The 18,012-nt window shown below is 30.6% G+C and carries 14 protein-coding genes and 1 other RNA gene; 9 read left to right on the forward strand and 6 right to left on the reverse strand.

The window, feature by feature from the left end:
- Window positions 1–133: 133 nt before the first annotated feature.
- Together F3K33_RS09515 and F3K33_RS09520 are read left to right on the forward strand one after the other, a co-directional pair.
- Window positions 134–1,207 (forward strand): DUF871 domain-containing protein, encoded by a 1,074-nt coding sequence (locus F3K33_RS09515; protein WP_039770402.1) that lies wholly within the window; start codon window positions 134–136, stop codon window positions 1,205–1,207.
- 38 nt (window positions 1,208–1,245) lie between these two features.
- Entirely contained in the window at window positions 1,246–2,091 is an 846-nt protein-coding gene (locus F3K33_RS09520; RefSeq protein WP_017209592.1) for a MurR/RpiR family transcriptional regulator, read from the forward strand.
- A 437-nt stretch (window positions 2,092–2,528) separates the two neighbouring features.
- Here F3K33_RS09520 and aguB read toward each other — a convergent pair whose 3' ends face one another.
- Complete coding sequence (gene aguB, locus F3K33_RS09525; protein ID WP_023975825.1) at window positions 2,529–3,407, reverse strand: N-carbamoylputrescine amidase; 879 nt, start codon at window positions 3,405–3,407, stop codon at window positions 2,529–2,531.
- Between the two features lie 22 nt (window positions 3,408–3,429).
- Window positions 3,430–4,473 carry an agmatine deiminase family protein gene (locus F3K33_RS09530; RefSeq protein WP_039770404.1) on the reverse strand — a complete coding sequence of 348 codons (1,044 nt, stop codon included), beginning with the start codon at window positions 4,471–4,473 and terminating at the stop codon, window positions 3,430–3,432.
- Window positions 4,474–4,806: 333 nt separating this feature from the next.
- Here F3K33_RS09530 and F3K33_RS09535 point away from each other — a divergent pair, with 333 nt between their 5' ends.
- Window positions 4,807–6,012: an MFS transporter gene (locus F3K33_RS09535; RefSeq protein WP_012058154.1), complete on the forward strand. Its 1,206-nt coding sequence runs from the start codon at window positions 4,807–4,809 to the stop codon at window positions 6,010–6,012.
- A gap of 275 nt (window positions 6,013–6,287) precedes the next feature.
- Here F3K33_RS09535 and ffs read toward each other — a convergent pair.
- Window positions 6,288–6,554: signal recognition particle sRNA large type (ffs, locus tag F3K33_RS09540), an RNA gene on the reverse strand.
- 230 nt (window positions 6,555–6,784) lie between these two features.
- Between ffs and aspD the strand changes: the two genes are divergently transcribed.
- The gene (aspD, locus tag F3K33_RS09545) at window positions 6,785–8,419 is read left to right on the forward strand and encodes an aspartate 4-decarboxylase (RefSeq protein WP_023975827.1); all 1,635 of its coding nucleotides are present in this window, start codon (window positions 6,785–6,787) and stop codon (window positions 8,417–8,419) included.
- Between the two features lie 52 nt (window positions 8,420–8,471).
- Here the strand turns inward: aspD and F3K33_RS09550 are convergent, their stop codons facing one another.
- Complete coding sequence (locus F3K33_RS09550) at window positions 8,472–8,990, reverse strand: hypothetical protein (RefSeq protein WP_023975828.1); 519 nt, start codon at window positions 8,988–8,990, stop codon at window positions 8,472–8,474.
- A gap of 493 nt (window positions 8,991–9,483) precedes the next feature.
- Window positions 9,484–10,029, reverse strand: a complete 546-nt coding sequence (locus F3K33_RS09555; protein ID WP_023975829.1) for a PadR family transcriptional regulator — start codon at window positions 10,027–10,029, stop codon at window positions 9,484–9,486.
- 209 nt (window positions 10,030–10,238) lie between these two features.
- Between F3K33_RS09555 and F3K33_RS09560 the strand changes: the two genes are divergently transcribed.
- On the forward strand, window positions 10,239–12,233 hold the full coding sequence (locus F3K33_RS09560; protein ID WP_023975830.1) for an oxidoreductase: 1,995 nt from the start codon (window positions 10,239–10,241) through the stop codon (window positions 12,231–12,233).
- A 273-nt stretch (window positions 12,234–12,506) separates the two neighbouring features.
- Window positions 12,507–13,613, forward strand: coding sequence for a DUF3810 domain-containing protein (locus F3K33_RS09565; protein WP_031276074.1), 1,107 nt, complete (start codon window positions 12,507–12,509; stop codon window positions 13,611–13,613).
- Between the two features lie 34 nt (window positions 13,614–13,647).
- On the opposite strand, the gene pknB is transcribed toward F3K33_RS09565, so the two are convergent.
- Window positions 13,648–15,117 carry a Stk1 family PASTA domain-containing Ser/Thr kinase gene (pknB, locus tag F3K33_RS09570; protein WP_039770406.1) on the reverse strand — a complete coding sequence of 490 codons (1,470 nt, stop codon included), beginning with the start codon at window positions 15,115–15,117 and terminating at the stop codon, window positions 13,648–13,650.
- Window positions 15,118–15,540: 423 nt separating this feature from the next.
- Between pknB and F3K33_RS09575 the strand changes: the two genes are divergently transcribed.
- The 3 genes from F3K33_RS09575 to F3K33_RS09585 all read left to right on the forward strand — a co-directional run bounded on the left by F3K33_RS09575 (window position 15,541) and on the right by F3K33_RS09585 (window position 17,920).
- Entirely contained in the window at window positions 15,541–15,909 is a 369-nt protein-coding gene (locus tag F3K33_RS09575) for a hypothetical protein (RefSeq protein ID WP_039770408.1), read from the forward strand.
- A 167-nt stretch (window positions 15,910–16,076) separates the two neighbouring features.
- On the forward strand, window positions 16,077–16,535 hold the full coding sequence (locus F3K33_RS09580; RefSeq protein ID WP_039770410.1) for a hypothetical protein: 459 nt from the start codon (window positions 16,077–16,079) through the stop codon (window positions 16,533–16,535).
- Between the two features lie 206 nt (window positions 16,536–16,741).
- The gene (locus F3K33_RS09585) at window positions 16,742–17,920 is read left to right on the forward strand and encodes an iron-containing alcohol dehydrogenase (protein ID WP_039770412.1); all 1,179 of its coding nucleotides are present in this window, start codon (window positions 16,742–16,744) and stop codon (window positions 17,918–17,920) included.
- Window positions 17,921–18,012 lie beyond the last annotated feature (92 nt).

Below are 18,012 nucleotides of genomic sequence, written 5' to 3' on the forward strand. Positions count from 1 at the left end.
GACCCGAAAGGGTCTTTTTAGTTAATGAATAAGAGAATAGGATCATAGTAGATGTATGAATAATTTATCATGATATGTGAATTATAAAAAACTTTTATTTAATTTCATATAAATATAGCAAAGGGGCATTATTATGAATTATGGATTTTCTGTTTATTTTGGATTGGATAATACTAAAGAAGAAAATATAAAATTGTTAAAGGATGCACATAATCTGAATATTACAAGGATATTTACATCCCTTCATATACCAGAGGCAAATTATAATGTCTTAAAGTTAGAAGTAATAGAATTTTTTAAGTTAGCAAAAGAATATAATATGGATATAATAAGTGATATATCACCTAATACTTTTAAGTTCTTAGAATTAGAAAACATGGACTTAAAAGAATTAGGTAACATTGGTGTTAAGACTATTAGAATAGATTTTGGATATACCGAAGAAGAAATAGCGAGAATGAGCAAAAATCCTTATGGAATCAAAATTCAATTAAATGCATCAACAATTACTAAGAGATTTTTTGAGAGATTAGATAATTATTCACCAGACTATGAGAATATAGATGCACTTCACAATTTTTATCCAAGGGTGGGAACTGGAATCTCTGAAGAATGTATGAAAGAAAAAAATGCTATTTTGAGCGAGCGAGGGATTAAAGTCTCTGCTTTTGTGCAATCGAATAATAGAAGGAGAGCACCTTTAAAAGATGGATTACCAACATTAGAGGATCATAGAGGGAAAAATGTAAGAGAAGCTGCTAACCATTTATTTGCATTAGGAAATCAATGCGTTTTCATTGGAGATTCTCTTCCAAGTAAAAAAGAATTAGAAGATTTATCATCATTAGATCCTAATGCAGTTGAGCTACTAATAGAGTTAAAAGATTATAATGATATAACTCTAAAATTGCTAAAAGAAACTTATACCCAAAGAATAGATGAGGCTAGAGATGCAATAAGAGCAGCTGAAAGTAGATTGCTTCTTAATGGAGAAACTATAGAGCCATTTAATACAATAGACAAGAACTTCGGTGATATTACATTGGATAATGTAAATTATATGAGATATATGGGGAAATTACAGATTCTTAAAACAAATCAAAAAGCTGATATTAGAACAAATGTCATAGCTTCAGTTACGAAAGATTACTTATATTTATTGAAATATATAGATGGTGGTAAAAGATTTTATTTTAATATAAAATAATTGTAAGAGCAAAACCAAGTACGATAAGGTGTGAGATTATGAATGTATTACAGTATATTAAGCAAAATTATGACAGTTTTACAGATAGAGAAAAGTTAATAGCAGATTATTTAATAGAAACTAAGGAACGGATTATATCAATGTCTGCAAGAGATATAGCTGAGGCTACAAAAACTTCAGCTCCAACAGTAGTAAGATTTGCTAAAAAAATAGGGTTTAATACTTTAAATGAATTGAAACTAAAATTATCTATTAATATTAGCAAAGAAGAGGAAGCAGGAGCTATACAGTTTCAATATTTAGACAACGATTTAGGAACAAAAAATATTATCTATGGAATTAAACAATCAGTAGATTCAATTATGGAACAAACGGTCAGCTTACTAGATGAAGAATGTTTAGACAAAGCAATAGAACTACTTATAAGCGCTAAAAATATTTATATTTTTAGTGTTGGGGTATCAGGGCTTGTTGGCCAGGACTTCTATTATAAACTAAGCAGGATGAATAAGAGATGTATATGTAATACAGATACTCACCTTCAAATAACTTCATCTGTATTATTAGAAGAAGGAGATGTAGCACTAGCAATATCATATTCAGGAGAGACTAAGGAAGTCATTAAGTGTGTAAAAAATGCAAGACATAGAAAAGTTCCAGTTATATCAATAACAAAGGCTAGTGTAAATAATACAATAGCTGATATTTCTGATATAGTAATTCGCATACCAGCTGTAGAAAAATCAATAAGAGAAGGAGCAATTAGCTCGAGAATTTCTCAATTAGCAATAATAGATATGTTATATATTGGGATGATTAGAAATAACATAAAAGAAGTAGAGGAGAAATTAATTTCTACAAGGAAAGCTGTTAAAGAACTATAAAAGTAAAATTACATAAGAATTAAAACATATTTACATTTAAAAGTTAAAAAGTGTTTAAATTTAACAATTTAAAAATATACAATTTATAAGAAAAATCAGGGATATAGAGCATTTATATAAAGGAAGCAATTGCAAAACAGCAATTTCTAATAGCAGAATAAAAGGCTATGAAATGTAATAAGCAAGAAGATGTGTGGTAAATAGCTTATGAAAATATTAATAAAGAGGAAACATAGGGGGAAAAGGAAAATTCAAATTATAAATATCATAAGAGTAAAATAAAAGCTATGGTTATAAAATTAGTTGATATCTTATAATCATAGCTTTTGAACTAATGAATTTTTTAAAATATTTAGAGAGAGTTAAAATGCTTTAAAAAGTATTTTACTCTTATTATTTTTTTCGAAAATTGTAATATTTAATAATGAAAATAGTAGCTATTTAATTATTAAATCTCCATCATATGATGTAATTATTTTATATAAATCAGGGCGACGATCTCTGAATATTCCCCATTCAATACGTTGTATCTCCAATTGATCTAAATCAAATTCAGCAACTAATACTGTTTCTTCTGTACGATTAGATTCAACAATTTTATTTCCTTGAGGACCTGCTATAAAAGAAGAACCATAAAATGTTATTTTAGAATCTTCATCTTCTTCAACTCCAACACGGTTTGATGCAATTACAGGAACTAAATTTGCAGCAGCATGACCTAACATGCAAGCTTGCCAATGGTCTTTTGAATCAATAGAACCGTCTTGTGGCTCAGAGCCAATAGCAGTAGGATAGAATATCATTTCAGCTCCCATTAAAGTCATACATCTAGCAGCTTCAGGATACCATTGATCCCAACAGATACCTACACCTATTTTCCCGTAGCGTGTATTCCATACTTTAAATCCGGTATCTCCAGGATTAAAGTAGAATTTTTCTTCATATCCAGGACCATCAGGAATGTGACTCTTTCTGTAAGTTCCAAGTATTTCACCATTAGCATCGATTATCGCTATAGCGTTATATCTAGCATAATTCTTCTTTTCATAGAAGCTGATTGGTAACACTACCTTAAGCTCTTTAGCAATTTCTTTAAAATGATTTATTGCTTTATTTTGTGCTACTTCGGTAGCATATACGTAGTAATCAGACTTCTCTTTTTGACAAAAATATGGAGTTTCAAATAATTCTTGAAGTAGAATTATTTGAGCACCTTTTCCAGCTGCTTCTCTTACGAATTTTTCTGCTTTAGAAATATTTTCATCAATATTACAAGAACAGCTCATTTGTGTAGCTGCAACTTTAACTTTTCTCATGTTATCACCTCATCTTATTTTTCTATAGTACTTTTAGGTTTCTTGGAAATGGCATTTGTTGTGTTGTGCAATGTACATTACCGCCTTCTTTAATAACAGCCATTCCATCTACAGTTCTTATTCTTCTTTTGGGGAAAGTTAAACTTAATACCTTCTCAGCCGTTTTGTCTGCTTCTGATGCATTTCCACCAAAAGTAGGTAAGATAATACCATTATTAACAAAATAAAAGTTTAGATAACTTAGAGTTAGCCTTTCTCCTTTGTATTCAGCTCTAGGTGGCTGATTAATTGGGATAATTTCAAACTTTCTGCCCTTTGCGTCTGTTGAATTCTTTAAGATTTCAATATTTTCTAAAGTAATTTTGTAATTTGCATCATTTGGATCATCACAAGTTTGAATAATTATTTTAGTAGGTTCAGCAAAGCAGGCTATATTGTCGACATGGCCGTCAGTTTCATCACCATCTAGTCCGTTCTTAAGCCAAATAATTTTTTCTATGTTCAAGTATTGTTTTAAATATGTTTCAATTTGTTCTCTAGTAAGGTTAGGATTTCTGTTAGGATTTAGCAAACATTCTTCAGTAGTAATCAATGTCCCCTCACCATCAGTATGAAGAGAACCTCCTTCCATAATTAGAGGAGCATCAAATTTTTTAATATCGTAATGTTCTAAAATTTGCGGAGCTACTTTATCATCTAAATCCCATGGTGCATATTTTTCACCCCAGGCATTAAACTTCCAATTTACACCTGCTCTATTGCCTTCATCGTCAATTAGGAATGTAGGGCCATTATCTCTAAGCCATGCATCACTATGTTTAATAGGGAGTAGTTCTATATTAGACTCACTAAAAAGTTTTTTTACATTATCCAATTCATATGGATTAACAATTACTGAAACTGGTTCAAATTCAGCAATTGCTTGAATATATTCTGCATATCCAGCGCAAACATCTTTATAGTTATCTGGATGACACATTGAATCTTTTACTGGCCAAGATATGAATGTACGCTCATGAGCAGTCCATTCAGCAGGCATTTTATAATTAAAATCTTTTGGATACATACAATACCTCTTTTTCATGATTATATTTTATATTTTTAATACTATATTATAGTATCTATCATATAATAAACTCCACATTGCATCAATGTCAAGGCCTGAATTATAGGAAGAATATAGATGGATTTTTAACGGTTACATTTTTAAGAATAAGGTATATTTGTTACCTTGTTTATGTTTTTATGAAAATTGTAGAAATATACATCTATAAACGTTACCATAGGCCTAATACAAGATATTACACTATTTTTATGAATTAAACGTATAATTCATTGTGCTAAAATTATAGTGGTTATTATAACCATGTTTCATAGAATAAAGTATGGAGTGATTATTATGAGCTATATTCAAAAAGGTACACGTGAATTTCGCCATGCTAGTATTGCTTTATTTGCTGGCGGTTTTAATACATTTGCGATTTTATATTGTACACAACCATTAATGCCTTATTTGTCTAAGGAATTTGGTATATCACCTACAATGGCGAGTTTGTCGCTGTCTGTTACAACATGTACATTGGCTGTTAGTATGTTGATTTTTGGTTCATTGTCAGAGGTACTTGGGAGAAAGCCAATTATGTGTTTTTCTCTTTTTGCATCATCAATACTAGCGGTATTGACGGCTATTGTTCCTAATTTTAACAGTATGCTAGTAATACGATGTTTGCAAGGATTTGTCTTAGCGGGATTACCTGCAATAGCTATGGCTTATATTAGTGAGGAAATTGATAAATCAAGTTTAGGGTTAGTAATGGGATTATATATAAGTGGTAATTCTATAGGCGGAATGAGCGGACGTATTATTATAGGGGTAATTAATGATTTTTTTAACTGGAGATTAGCGTTAGCAGTTATAGGTATTTTGGGACTTATTTCAAGTTTTTTGTTTTGGAGAAAGCTGCCTTTATCAAAGCATTTCGAGGCTAGATCCTTTGAAATTAAAAATTTAATTAAATCAAGTTTTAATCATTTAAAGAATCCTAATCTTCTTTGCTTATATTGTATTGGATTTTTAATTATGGGAAGTTTTGTTTCGTTATATAATTTTATAGGTTTTCAATTAATTGAACGACCATACAATTTGAGCCAAACCTTAGTGAGCTTTATTTTTGTAATATATATAGTAGGAACATTTAGTTCAACATTTATGGGACGTCTAGCAGATAAACATGGACAATATATAATGTTATGCATTTCAATTTTTATAATGTTATTTGGGATAAGCATTACATTAAATGTGAGTCTTTTGCTAAAGATTATTGGAATAGCTCTTTTAACATTTGGTTTTTTTGCAGGACACTCAATAATTAGTAGTTGGATTGGCAAAATAGCAACTCATGATAAGGCTCAGGCGTCATCGCTTTATTTATTATTTTATTATGTTGGCTCAAGCGTTGGTGGAACCGCTGGAGGAACGTTTTGGTCTTTATACGGATGGGAAGGCGTTGTTATCATGATATCATGCTTTTTGGCAGTTGCATTTTTTATTCTAATTGGCTTATCATCAGTTTTAAAACTTATTAAGATAGAAAATCATGGATAGAACCTCGTTTATTTGCAAGAAATCAAAAAGCCAATGCTTAATGTTATTAAGCATTGGCTTTAAATCTCTAAAATAAGATCCCAAATATCGGTACTCTAATTTTGACGCCTATCTCTCGATAGGTGGGTGTTTTCACAGATGCCTCAATCGCTTTTAAAACCGTAAAAGGATTCACTCAAAAGTACATTTCATCATCTAAATATTAAACTCCCGAATTTAATTTGTAGGTTCAAAATAAGAGCTTAACGAATATCTCAGAATTAATAATCAAGGAAACGTGCACTCATTGTTGACAATTAACATACTTGCGCTACTAATATAGTTAGCTCAAACTAGGTTTATCCACGGCACTCAGAAGTTATCATTTACCGCTGCTTCCTTCCAGATCTGACGGAATTCACGAGTTTCTGCTGCCATGGGACCCGATTCTCAACACCGCTTGTATTAAACTGACCAAATGGATTAAAGCCTATAATGAGAATTCAATCCTGCTATAGCGGATTGCAGGTTACAGGGCACCGCTAGCTCCCCATCTAGCACGAAAATTACTTATAATGACAAGCATTTTCTTGCAGTGAAATAATAATAACATCTTTAAAGCTTATATTCAAGAGACATTTCCGTGGGAATTTAAGTGCACATTTGATAATTTTTCAGTATCTGAAAAAATATTCTTCTAAAAAGTTGTATAATCAGTTAGGAATAAATTATCGTAACTTGTTGAACAATAATAACAAATATGTTCATATAACTTGAGTAAGGAGTACTATTTATGAGTATTAAAAATGTTCAGCGTCAAGAAATAGAAAAAGTTTATGGTAAAATAAGTCCATTTGAATTCAAAAATGAATTAATAAATTTAGCTGAGGGGCAAAGAAAAAAGAGTGCCCGTACGTTATTAAACGCAGGAAGAGGTAATCCTAATTGGACTGCTGCAACACCTAGGGAAGCTTTTTTTACTTTTGGAATTTTTGCAGTAGAAGAAACAAGAAGAGTTTGGAATGATGGCGATTTAGCTGGTATGCCTAAAAAAGAGGGGATAGCTGAAAGATTTTATGATTTTTTAGACAAAAATAAAGAGATGCCAGGAATAGAGCTTTTAAGAAGAATAAGCGATTATGGTATTAAAAATCAAGGGTTTGATGCAGACTCCTGGATATTTGAGCTTACAGATTCTATTATAGGAGATAATTATCCAGTGCCAGATCGGATGCTAATACATATTGAAAAAATTGTTCATGAGTATCTTGTTTCAGAGCTTTGTTACAATAAACCACCTGTAGGAAGATTTAATATTTTTGCAGTTGAAGGGGCTACTGCAGCAATGTGTTATATATTCGATAGCTTAATCGCAAATGAATTGCTGGCTCCTGGAGACAAAATAGGACTAATGGTTCCAGTTTTTACGCCTTATTTGGAAATACCACATTTGCCACGATATAACTTTGAAATTGTACATATTGAAGCGACGGAACTTACAGAGGATGGAACTCATACTTGGCAATACCCAGAATCAGAGCTTAATAAGCTTAAAGATTCTAGTATTAAAGCTCTATTTGTTGTTAATCCAAGCAATCCCCCTTCTGTAGCAATTAAACCAGAGAGCGTTAAGCAGTTAATAAATATAGTAGAAAAACATAACCATAATTTAATGATTATTTCAGATGATGTCTACAGTACTTTTGTAAATAATTATAGATCTCTAATGGCAGACTTGCCATATAATACGATAGGTGTTTATTCTTTTTCGAAATATTTTGGAGTAACTGGATGGAGACTTGGAACAATATCACTTTATTCAGAGAATGTCTTTGATAAATTATTAAAGAATTTACCAGAAGATAAAAAGGTTGAGTTAAGGCAGCGGTATGGAGATCTTTCAACGACTCCAGATGATATAAAATTTATAGATAGAATTGTAGCAGACAGCCGACAAGTAGCTCTTAATCACACGGCAGGATTATCAACTCCACAGCAAGTTCAAATGGCCTTCTTTTGTGCGTTTGCTCTATTAGACGAAGAAAACATATATAAAAAACAAACCAAAGATATTTGCAAACGAAGACAAAAGCTTTTGTTTAATGGCCTCGGATTGGATTTAAGAGAAGATCCGTATGATGCTGCATATTATACAGAATTTGATTTATTAGAATGGGCTACTTGCTATTATGGAAGTGAATTTGGTGAATATCTTCAAATTAACTATAAGCCGGTAGATATTTTATACAAATTAGCTGAGGAATCAGCTATAGTTCTATTAAGTGGTGGAGGTTTTAAAGGACCAGAGTGGTCAATTAGAATATCTCTGGCTAATCTTAATGATGATGCATATTCAAGGATTGGAGAGGCACTTCATAAAATTTTAGATGAATATGTTACTTCATGGAGAAATCAAGGAAATAAATAATAAGAAAGCTAAGAAGATAACTAGTATTAATTTAGTTATCTTTTTGGCTTTCTTACTGTTTCTTTAATTCAAAAAGTGCTCCACCTAATAGGGCATAGACTTTTTCATCATCGGTAATAAAAAGAGTTGCAGAATGAGTTGTCTTTTCAGGCTCAGTTATTTTTATATATTTAATTTTATCACCTGAAATACCAAGATTTTTGAAAGTATCATTATAAGTGTTATAAAATTCTGTAGCTGTAATTGTTCCTTCATTAATAGTTGGATCAGATACAGCTCCGTAAATTGAGGAAATCTTATCTTTCTCTATAGTAAACTTTTGACCTATACATAGAGAAATAGTAGACTCACTTAGAGTAGTTTTTATATTGGAAGGTATATGCTTTTCAATAGTCCAAGTACCATATAGACTTTTATAGTATGAAGGGTCTTGGCTTTCGTTATTTGATAAATCACTATTGCCTTTGGGCGGATTACTATTGGAATGTCTGAAAAAAGAAAATGCAGATATGATTACTATAAACAATATTATTACTAATATATATAAGCTTTTTGATCTAGAGTTTTTCATTTTTGTGATCCTCCTTAAGATATTTTATTATATAGTTTTTTTCACATTAAAAAAATAATTCTAATTTATTGATGAAAATAACTTGAATTTTTAATTTATTTTAGTAAAGAGGATACAACCTTCTGATTAGAACCTTCAGCGATATTTTCATAGCTTTTCGGAATCAAAATATTTGTGATTTCCATAAGTTATCACATAAATCTAGTTTTTAATAAATACCATATTAGAAAGTAGAAACATTTTTATGCATCAGGCATTGAAAATGAGCTGTTAAAAGCTCTTAATTGTAGGTTGTTCAACTAATGCTTGTCACAATGAAATTGGGGGCAAGCATTAGTTGAACAACCTGCAATTTAGTACTTTCAGCGAAATTTTCATAGCCCTGTGAAATAACAATGTTTTTACTTTCGGCAGGTGGTTGCATAAGTCTAAGTTATATATTGTTTATCTATATCTAAGCAATTAAAGATTAATTTACCAAGAAAATTGTATACTATAAATGCATCTTTTTTAAACAATCTTCTAGCCATTCTATGTATGATTTTTCCCTCATGATGGCCCCGTTCAATATTATATAGCCCCCGAAATCTGAAGAGGATACTGTTAAAATGTCTTTTGCCTTTAAAAGCTCATCCATTGAATTTTCAAGGTATTCCAATCTTTCAATGTGTTTGGTTAGTGTATTTTTAAACTGCTTTACTAAAGTATCGTGATCCATCTCATCACAAAAATAAGCTTTAAGTTTAAAAATATCTTTTGGGGTTGGCTCTAAAGGATCGTCTTTTGAAAGCCATTTCTGCAATGACTTCCGCCCTTTTTCAGTTATAGTATATAACTTTTTTTCTAACTTTTCTCCTTGTATAACAGTCTCGTATGAAATTAACCCCTCATCGGTTAATTTCTTTAATTCAGGATATATTTGACTATGCTTAGCATACCAAAATTCAACTAATCCAGAGTTAAATTCCTTTGTTATATCATATCCGGTTAAAGGATTTCTATTAATAAGTCCTAAAATAGCATACTTTAAAGTTCTCATACATGCACCTCTAATATTTCTGTAGCTTATTTGCTTGAGTTTATCCAATGACAATTTTAGCATAGTAAAATATAAAGTGAAATAGAAAAATATTAACTGTTAAACATGTAAATGTTGACATGTTTATTTTTGCAGTATTATAATATAGTTGAATAAAGGAATTAGGATAATCAGATAATTAAACGTTTAAACATTATGGGAGGAAATTTATGAATAAGTATAAAAAGCTATTTGAACCTATTAAAATTGGTAACTGTGAGATAAAAAATCGTTTTGCATTAGCGCCAATGGGACCACTTGGACTAGCTGATAGCGAAGGTGGATTTAATCAAAGGGGAATTGACTACTATACTGAAAGAGCTAAAGGTGGGACAGGCTTAATTATAACTGGAGTTACTTTTGTAGATAATGAAGTAGAAGAACATGGTATGCCAAGTACTCCATGTCCTACACATAATCCAGTACATTTTGTTAGAACAAGCAAAGAAATGACTGAAAGGATACATGCATATAATGCAAAAGTATTTTTACAAATGTCAGGTGGATTTGGAAGGGTTACAATTCCTACTAATCTTGGAGAATATCCACCAGTTGCACCATCAGCAATTCAACATAGATGGCTTGATAAAATATGTCGTGAACTTACAATAGATGAAATTAAATCTATAGTTAAAAAATTTGGAGATGGAGCTTATAATGCAAAGAGAGCAGGATTTGATGGTGTTCAAATCCATGCTGTACATGAAGGTTATTTAATAGATCAATTTGCTATTTCATTATTTAATCATAGAACTGATGAATATGGTGGAAGCCTAGAAAATAGACTTAGATTTGCACGTGAAATAGTAGAAGAAATTAAAGATAGATGTGGAGAGGAGTTCCCTGTAACTCTTAGATATTCTCCAAAGAGTTTTATTAAAGATTTAAGAGATGGAGCACTTCCAGGAGAAGAATTTATTGAAAAAGGAAGAGATTTAGAAGAAGGTATTGAAGCTGCTAAGTTACTTGTATCCTATGGATATGATTCATTAGATACAGACGTTGGATCTTATGATTCATGGTGGTGGAGTCACCCACCAATGTATCAAGAAAAGGGGTTATACAGACCATATGCTAAATTAATGAAAGAAACTGTTGATGTTCCAGTAATATGTGCTGGAAGAATGGACAATCCTGATATGGCTCTTGAGGCAATTGAAAATGGAACTTGTGATATTGTGAGTCTTGGAAGGCCACTTCTTGCAGATCCTGATTATGTAAATAAATTAAGGGCAAATAAGTGTAATTCAATTAGACCTTGTATATCATGTCAAGAAGGATGTATGGGACGTCTTCAAAATTATGCTATGCTTAACTGTGCGGTAAATCCACAAGCATGTAAAGAAAAGGACAATGCATTAACTACTATATTAGGAAAGAAAAAAGTACTTATAGTTGGTGGTGGAGTTGCAGGTTGCGAAGCAGCAAGAGTTTTAGCTCTTAGAGGGCATGAGCCAGTACTTTATGAAAAGACTGATAGATTAGGTGGAAATCTTATACCAGGAGGTTCGCCAGACTTTAAAGAAGATGATATTGCATTAGCTAACTGGTATGCAAATACATTGAAGGAACTAAAGGTGGAAGTTAATTTAAATAGTGAAATTACAAAAGAGCAAATACTAAGTCATAAGGCAGATTCTGTGATAATAGCAACAGGATCTACTCCTAAAGTATTTTCATTGGGAGATGATGATAAAGTATTTACAGCAGCAGATGTATTATTAGGAAAGAAAGAGTCAGGTAATAATACTGTAATAGTTGGTGGTGGATTAGTTGGATGTGAATTAGCGCTTGATCTAGCTAAGAAGGGTAAGAAAGTTACTATAGTAGAAGCATTGCATAAGATTCTTGCACTAAATGGTCCTTTGTGCTCTGCAAATAGTGAAATGCTTGAAAGATTAATACCATTTAACGGTATTGAAGTAAAAGTAAATTCAAAAGTTAAAGCCTATAAGGATGGAAATCTTGAGATAGAAACAGAAAATGGAGTAGAAAAAATTAAATGTGATTCAGTAATACTTTCAGTAGGATATAAAGAAGAAAATTCTTTATATAGAGAATTGGAATTTGATATTCCAGAAATTTATCTATTAGGAGATGCACGTAAGGTTTCGAATATTATGTATGCTATCTGGGATGCATATGAGGTCGCAAATCATATATAATTGATTTAATGTCGGTAAAGTGTCATATAAGCTATTTATATGGCACTTTATATTTAGAAGGTTTTTTATATAGTATCTCAGGAGTAAATTTTATTTACAAAATCAATATTGTAAGATATGTATAGGAATTATAAAAAGACAGTGAATTTGTATTTATAAATTTACTGCCTTTTTTAGTATAGAATGTAAAAATAAAAAGTGATATTATAATGATATTGGAACTGATTTACAATATTAGAAGGTTAGTTTCTTAGTAAGAAAGGAATATTGAGAATGGGAAATTTACTAAAAAGAAAAAAGAATATATCAATTAAAACTAAGTTTATAACAAGCGGATTACTACTTGGATTCAGCATCCTTTTATTTGCAATGGCACGATATATATATGGATTTTCAAATTTCTATTACAAGTATATTTATTCAATATTGGTAAATACGCTTTCAAGATGTTTGTCATTAATACCATTTTCAGTATACGAAATAATATTATATGCTTTCCTTATATATATTCTTGTAAGAATAGTAAATTATACATATTTACTTTTTTCAAAACAACTTTCATTAAAAAAAATAATAATCAGAGTAACTTCAAATGTGCTTATATATATATCAGCATTTGTATTTTTAAATATAATGACTCTAGGGATAAACTCATTCAGATCAAATTTTGTTGAATTAACTGGATTAAAAGTGCAGGATAATTCAGAAGAAAAACTAATAGAACTTTGTGATTATCTAAAAGTTAGACTAAATGAATTAGATGGAAATATAAAAAGAGATGAAGATGGACTACTAAAGCTAGATTATGATGCAAGAAAAGAAGGAATAATCAGTATGGAACGTATAGGAGAAATTTATCCATCTTTGCAAGGTTTTTATCCAAATCCAAAGCCAGTTGTTTTTTCAAAACTTATGTCATATCAATTGTTGGAGGGAGAAACAACTTTTACACTTGAAGCTAATTATAATAATGATATGCCCAAATGGAACGTTCCAAGTACAATTTGTCATGAATTGAGCCATGTAAGAGGTTTTAATAGTGAAGATGAGGCAAATTATATAAGTTTTCTAGCATGCACTAACTCTAAAAATTATGAATATCAATATAGCGGATATCTTATGGCGTATTCTTACTGCATGAATGATTTATATTATTTCAATCAAGAAGCCTTTAAAAGAATAAATAATGAACTTTCAGATAATGTGAAATTAGAATTAAAAAATGATTCATTATACTGGAGCAATTATAGAGGTAAAATATCAAAGCTGTATGATAATGTATATGATAAGATATTAAAAGCTGGTGGTCAAACAGAAGGAATTAAAAGTTATAATGCTGTCGTGAAACTACTTATATCAGGGTATAAAGTTCAATTTTAATAAGAAATGACCAAGGAGATAAACTTTCCTTTGGTCATTTATTTTTTTGCTTTTTCTCTTTTCCATTACCGTTACCATTATTATTGCTATTATTTTTTCTCGTTTCTGGTGCAGGTTGAGTAACTTTTTGTCCTTGGCTTATAATCAAATCTATCTTTCCACTTTTTTCATAAGATGTACCAACAGTAGGAGATTGACTTATAACTAGACCGTTTGATACATTATCGCTGTATTCATAACTGATATTTCCAAGTAAAAATTCATTACTATTTATAAGAGATTCAGCAGTATCTTGAGATTTTCCAACTAATAGTGGTACTTGCCTTTTTTCACTTGGTTGCAACTTGTCATTATTCTCTTTACTAGTGGTTCCTAAAGGATTTTCTTCAATGCTGCTATTTATAGGAGAATCCTTATATCCTGTATTTCTAGATAATCCTCCATAGAAATACTTACCTAAGGCAAAGGCAGCAATGCAAAAAGCAATTAGCCCAATTGGTAAAATAACTTTTTTTGATTTACTTTTTAGGTTGCTTATATGTAAATTATTAGTGACGCTCTTTAATAGCACAGTTTCTTGTATTGGCTCTTTGCTCATAACCACAGTGGGATCAATTTCTTTATGGGTATCAATCATGACAGTTGAATCATCTATTAATGTGCTATTAAAGTCTATTTTTAAGTTGGGATTTTCTTTTAGTGAACTTAAAACATTAGCAAATTCTTTGGCTGATTTAAATCTATCGGCTGGATTTTTTTTTAAGGCTTTTAGAATTACTAAATTAATGTTCTCAGGTATATCTGTAATAAAATTCTTTGGCGGAATAACAGGTTCTTGTATATGCATAATTGCTACTGAAATAGATGTTTTTCCATTAAAAGGAACATTTCCAGTAATCATTTCATACATGACAATACCAAGAGCATAGATGTCAGTCCTGAAATCAACATATCCTCCTTTAGCTTGCTCTGGTGAAAAGTAATGTACTGAGCCTATAATTTTATTTGAATTTGTTATTGTTGAAGAATTTGGAAGTTTTGCAATTCCGAAGTCTGTTAATTTTGCAATGTTATCATCTGAAATTAAAATATTATCACACTTTATATCTCTATGAATTATATTATTTTTATGAGCGTATATTAAAGCTTCAGCCATTTGTAAAGATATATTTAAGGTGGTATCTGGACTGAGTCGTACATTATCCTTTAATACTTGTTTTAATGTTTTACCATTAATATATTCCATAACAATAAAATTAATATTATTCTCTGAGCCAATATCATAAATATTTACTATATTTGGATGTGATAAACTTGCAATTGAATTTGCCTCTCTCTTAAATCTGAGAATAAATTCTTCATTATTGCTTAATTCTGATTTTAATATTTTTACAGCTACAAATCTATTTAATAAATGGCATTTTGCTTTATAGACAATTCCCATGCCACCTTCACCTATTTTTTCAAGCAACTCATACCTGTTTATAAGTAATGTTCCAATCATATATGTCCCCCTAAAACAGTTGTATATCTATTATATCATAACTAATTTTATATCTGTTTTCAAATAATAGCAAAGAAAAAAGAAGATTATTGCAGGAAATATCATTTTATTTTAATTAATGATTTTATTTTATAGGAAAAAATGTCGTTTTCTTTCACATAAATATTTATTAGAGAATATATTATAAACATAGGAAGCGCATTAAATATTTTCATTGAAAATTCGCTGCTCATAAAGCATTGCATATATGCAATAAAAGCGTTTTAAAGATACTCATTTGATTTTGGAGAACATATATCAACTTATTCTTTATGTTGAAGATATATTTTAATGATATATGTAACTATAAAAAATTTAAAATGACCAAGTCAATATAAGTAACTTTTATTTCATTTTGAGTTTATATGCAAGGAGTTGTATAGAATGGAAAGATATGAAAATAAATGTAAGTGTACTAAGCATGACTGCGAATTATGTAGTACAATCAAATCAAAACCAGTTAATTTGGAAAAGCATGGTGCAAAATTAGTAACAGTAAAAATAAAAGTAAATAATGTTTGCTTAGGCAAAAAAGTAGCTATTGCAGCTATTTTATATGATGATTGTGATAGAATACTTGCATTCAAAGGATTTGTAACAATGGCACATGAAGATCCTTGCGATCGTGATGCATGTGGAACTATTGAGCGTAAAGTAGTGTTCGTAATTCCAGAACAAGAAGAATGTGATCCAGAAAGATTAAGAGTTCGTACCATAGGAAATTATATATATCCATGTGAACCCAATAAATAGGTAATTATAAAAAAGCAATTGTGGGATAGGTAAATGAAGCAACCCTGCAGTTGCTTTTTAGTGTAAAGAATTTAAAAAAGATATTTAGATATTCAAGATTTAGGAATAATAGTTTAAGCATAGTGAAAAAATACCACTGAATAAAATTATAAAAGGAGGTATTTTTTATGAAGATGGAAGGTTACTTTAGTGGTATAAAAGCTGCTAATCAAGCTGTAGAAGCATTAAATAAAATAGGTATAAAAGATGCTGTGGCAGATATAAATGATCATTATACAAATGATAATCCAGGGCAAAACAGGCCAGGCACTGAAAGCAGTACAAATAGTTTGGCAAATTTAATACTATCTAACGACAATCCTACGGTTGATTCGGGTTACGGGCTAATGGCAGCTGCAAATCCAATAGTAAGCGGTATGGGCGGTTTTGAAGAAATAGCTGATGTAAATTATAAGGTGATTGTAAATACAGATGAAAATAATGCCGAAAGAGCAAAACAAATTATAGCTAAAGCTGGTGGAGAGTTAGACGATCCTAATTTTATAGTTCCTAGTGGGCTAGAGAATATAGGAATGGATGATCTAGTCACCAATATGATAAATGAAATGAATAACATCACACTCTAAAATAAATTTTTATTTGAAGCTGTGATAGGTTGAGTATTCAATTGATACTAACTTCTTGTAAGATGAATTTACTCTTGCAATCAAGAAGTTAGTTTTTCATTTTACAATTTTATTCATATATTTCTCTTGACTTAGAGTTGTCTCGAAGGAGTAATATATTATTAAAGAACTTAATACTAAATTGGAAATAAGGAAGTGCATTAATAATGAAGAATTTTGAATTTTATGCTCCTACGAGAGTGATTTTTGGAAAGGATTCAGAAAAACAGATCGGCACTATTATAAAGAATCAAAATTGTAAGAAAGTCCTAGTTCATTTTGGTGGAAGCAGTGCAAAAAAGTCTGGGCTTTTGGATAAAATTTTTGAATCTTTAAAGAAAGCTGAAATCGATTATGTTAGCTTAGGTGGAGTTGTACCTAATCCTAGACTTTCAAAAGTATATGAAGGAATCAATTTATGCAAAAAGGAAAAGGTAGATTTTATATTAGCTGTTGGAGGAGGCAGTGTTATTGATTCAGCAAAAGCAATAGGATATGGCATAGCTAATGAGTGTGATGTATGGGATATATATAGTAAAAAAGTTATTCCAACCGGCTGCTTACCTGTTGGGGCAGTTTTAACTATTGCAGCTGCAGGAAGTGAAATGAGCAATTCATCAGTTATTACAAATGAAGAAGGATGGCTGAAAAGAGGATGTAATTCTGAGTATGCACGTTGTAAATTTGCAATTATGAATCCGGAACTTACTTATACATTACCTAAATATCAGACTGCCAGTGGAGCTACTGATATATTAATGCATACTATGGAACGTTATTTTACAAAAGAACAGAGCATGGAGATAACAGATAGAATTAGCGAAGGATTAATGAGAACAGTAATTCATAATGTAAAAATATTAATGAAAAATCCAAAAGATTATAATGCACGTGCTGAAGTAATGTGGGCAGGAAGTCTTTCGCATAATGATTTAACTGGATGTGGTTCAGTTGGTGATTGGTCATGTCATCAATTAGAACATGAACTTGGAGGTATGTTTGATGTTGCCCACGGAGCTGGTTTGGCAGCAGTTTGGGGAAGCTGGGCTAGGTATGTGTACAAAAGTAATATAAGCCGTTTTGTACAATTCGCTGTAAACGTAATGGGAATAACCAATGACTTTTATCATCCAGAAAAAGTTGCATTAGAGGGAATAGAAGCAATGGAAAGTTTTTATCATTCTATTGATATGCCAATATCAATAAAAGAACTTGGAGTTAATTTGACAGATGATCAAATTGATGACCTAGCTTATAAATGTAGCTTCAAAGATACTAGAACCATAGGGGAATTTCAAAAGCTCAATATGGAAGACATGAAAAAAATTTATATAATGGCTAGATAAAAATTATTTCAGGAATTATAGTCAGTGTTATAAATCTTTAAAGAGCCAAAAAGTATACAAGATAAGCTTTTTGGCTCTTTTATATGTTAATA

It is taken from the genome of Clostridium beijerinckii, assembly GCF_008705175.1.
GTDB classification, from domain to species: domain Bacteria; phylum Bacillota; class Clostridia; order Clostridiales; family Clostridiaceae; genus Clostridium; species Clostridium beijerinckii.

Coding starts and splice junctions, on each gene's coding strand:
- F3K33_RS09515 (WP_039770402.1), top strand. CDS start 134: ATGAATTATGGATTTTCTGTTTATTTTGGATTGGATAATACTAAAGAA.
- F3K33_RS09520 (WP_017209592.1), top strand. CDS start 1,246: ATGAATGTATTACAGTATATTAAGCAAAATTATGACAGTTTTACAGAT.
- aguB (WP_023975825.1), bottom strand. CDS start 3,407: ATGAGAAAAGTTAAAGTTGCAGCTACACAAATGAGCTGTTCTTGTAAT.
- F3K33_RS09530 (WP_039770404.1), bottom strand. CDS start 4,473: ATGTATCCAAAAGATTTTAATTATAAAATGCCTGCTGAATGGACTGCT.
- F3K33_RS09535 (WP_012058154.1), top strand. CDS start 4,807: ATGAGCTATATTCAAAAAGGTACACGTGAATTTCGCCATGCTAGTATT.
- aspD (WP_023975827.1), top strand. CDS start 6,785: ATGAGTATTAAAAATGTTCAGCGTCAAGAAATAGAAAAAGTTTATGGT.
- F3K33_RS09550 (WP_023975828.1), bottom strand. CDS start 8,990: ATGAAAAACTCTAGATCAAAAAGCTTATATATATTAGTAATAATATTG.
- F3K33_RS09555 (WP_023975829.1), bottom strand. CDS start 10,029: ATGAGAACTTTAAAGTATGCTATTTTAGGACTTATTAATAGAAATCCT.
- F3K33_RS09560 (WP_023975830.1), top strand. CDS start 10,239: ATGAATAAGTATAAAAAGCTATTTGAACCTATTAAAATTGGTAACTGT.
- F3K33_RS09565 (WP_031276074.1), top strand. CDS start 12,507: ATGGGAAATTTACTAAAAAGAAAAAAGAATATATCAATTAAAACTAAG.
- pknB (WP_039770406.1), bottom strand. CDS start 15,117: ATGATTGGAACATTACTTATAAACAGGTATGAGTTGCTTGAAAAAATA.
- F3K33_RS09575 (WP_039770408.1), top strand. CDS start 15,541: ATGGAAAGATATGAAAATAAATGTAAGTGTACTAAGCATGACTGCGAA.
- F3K33_RS09580 (WP_039770410.1), top strand. CDS start 16,077: ATGAAGATGGAAGGTTACTTTAGTGGTATAAAAGCTGCTAATCAAGCT.
- F3K33_RS09585 (WP_039770412.1), top strand. CDS start 16,742: ATGAAGAATTTTGAATTTTATGCTCCTACGAGAGTGATTTTTGGAAAG.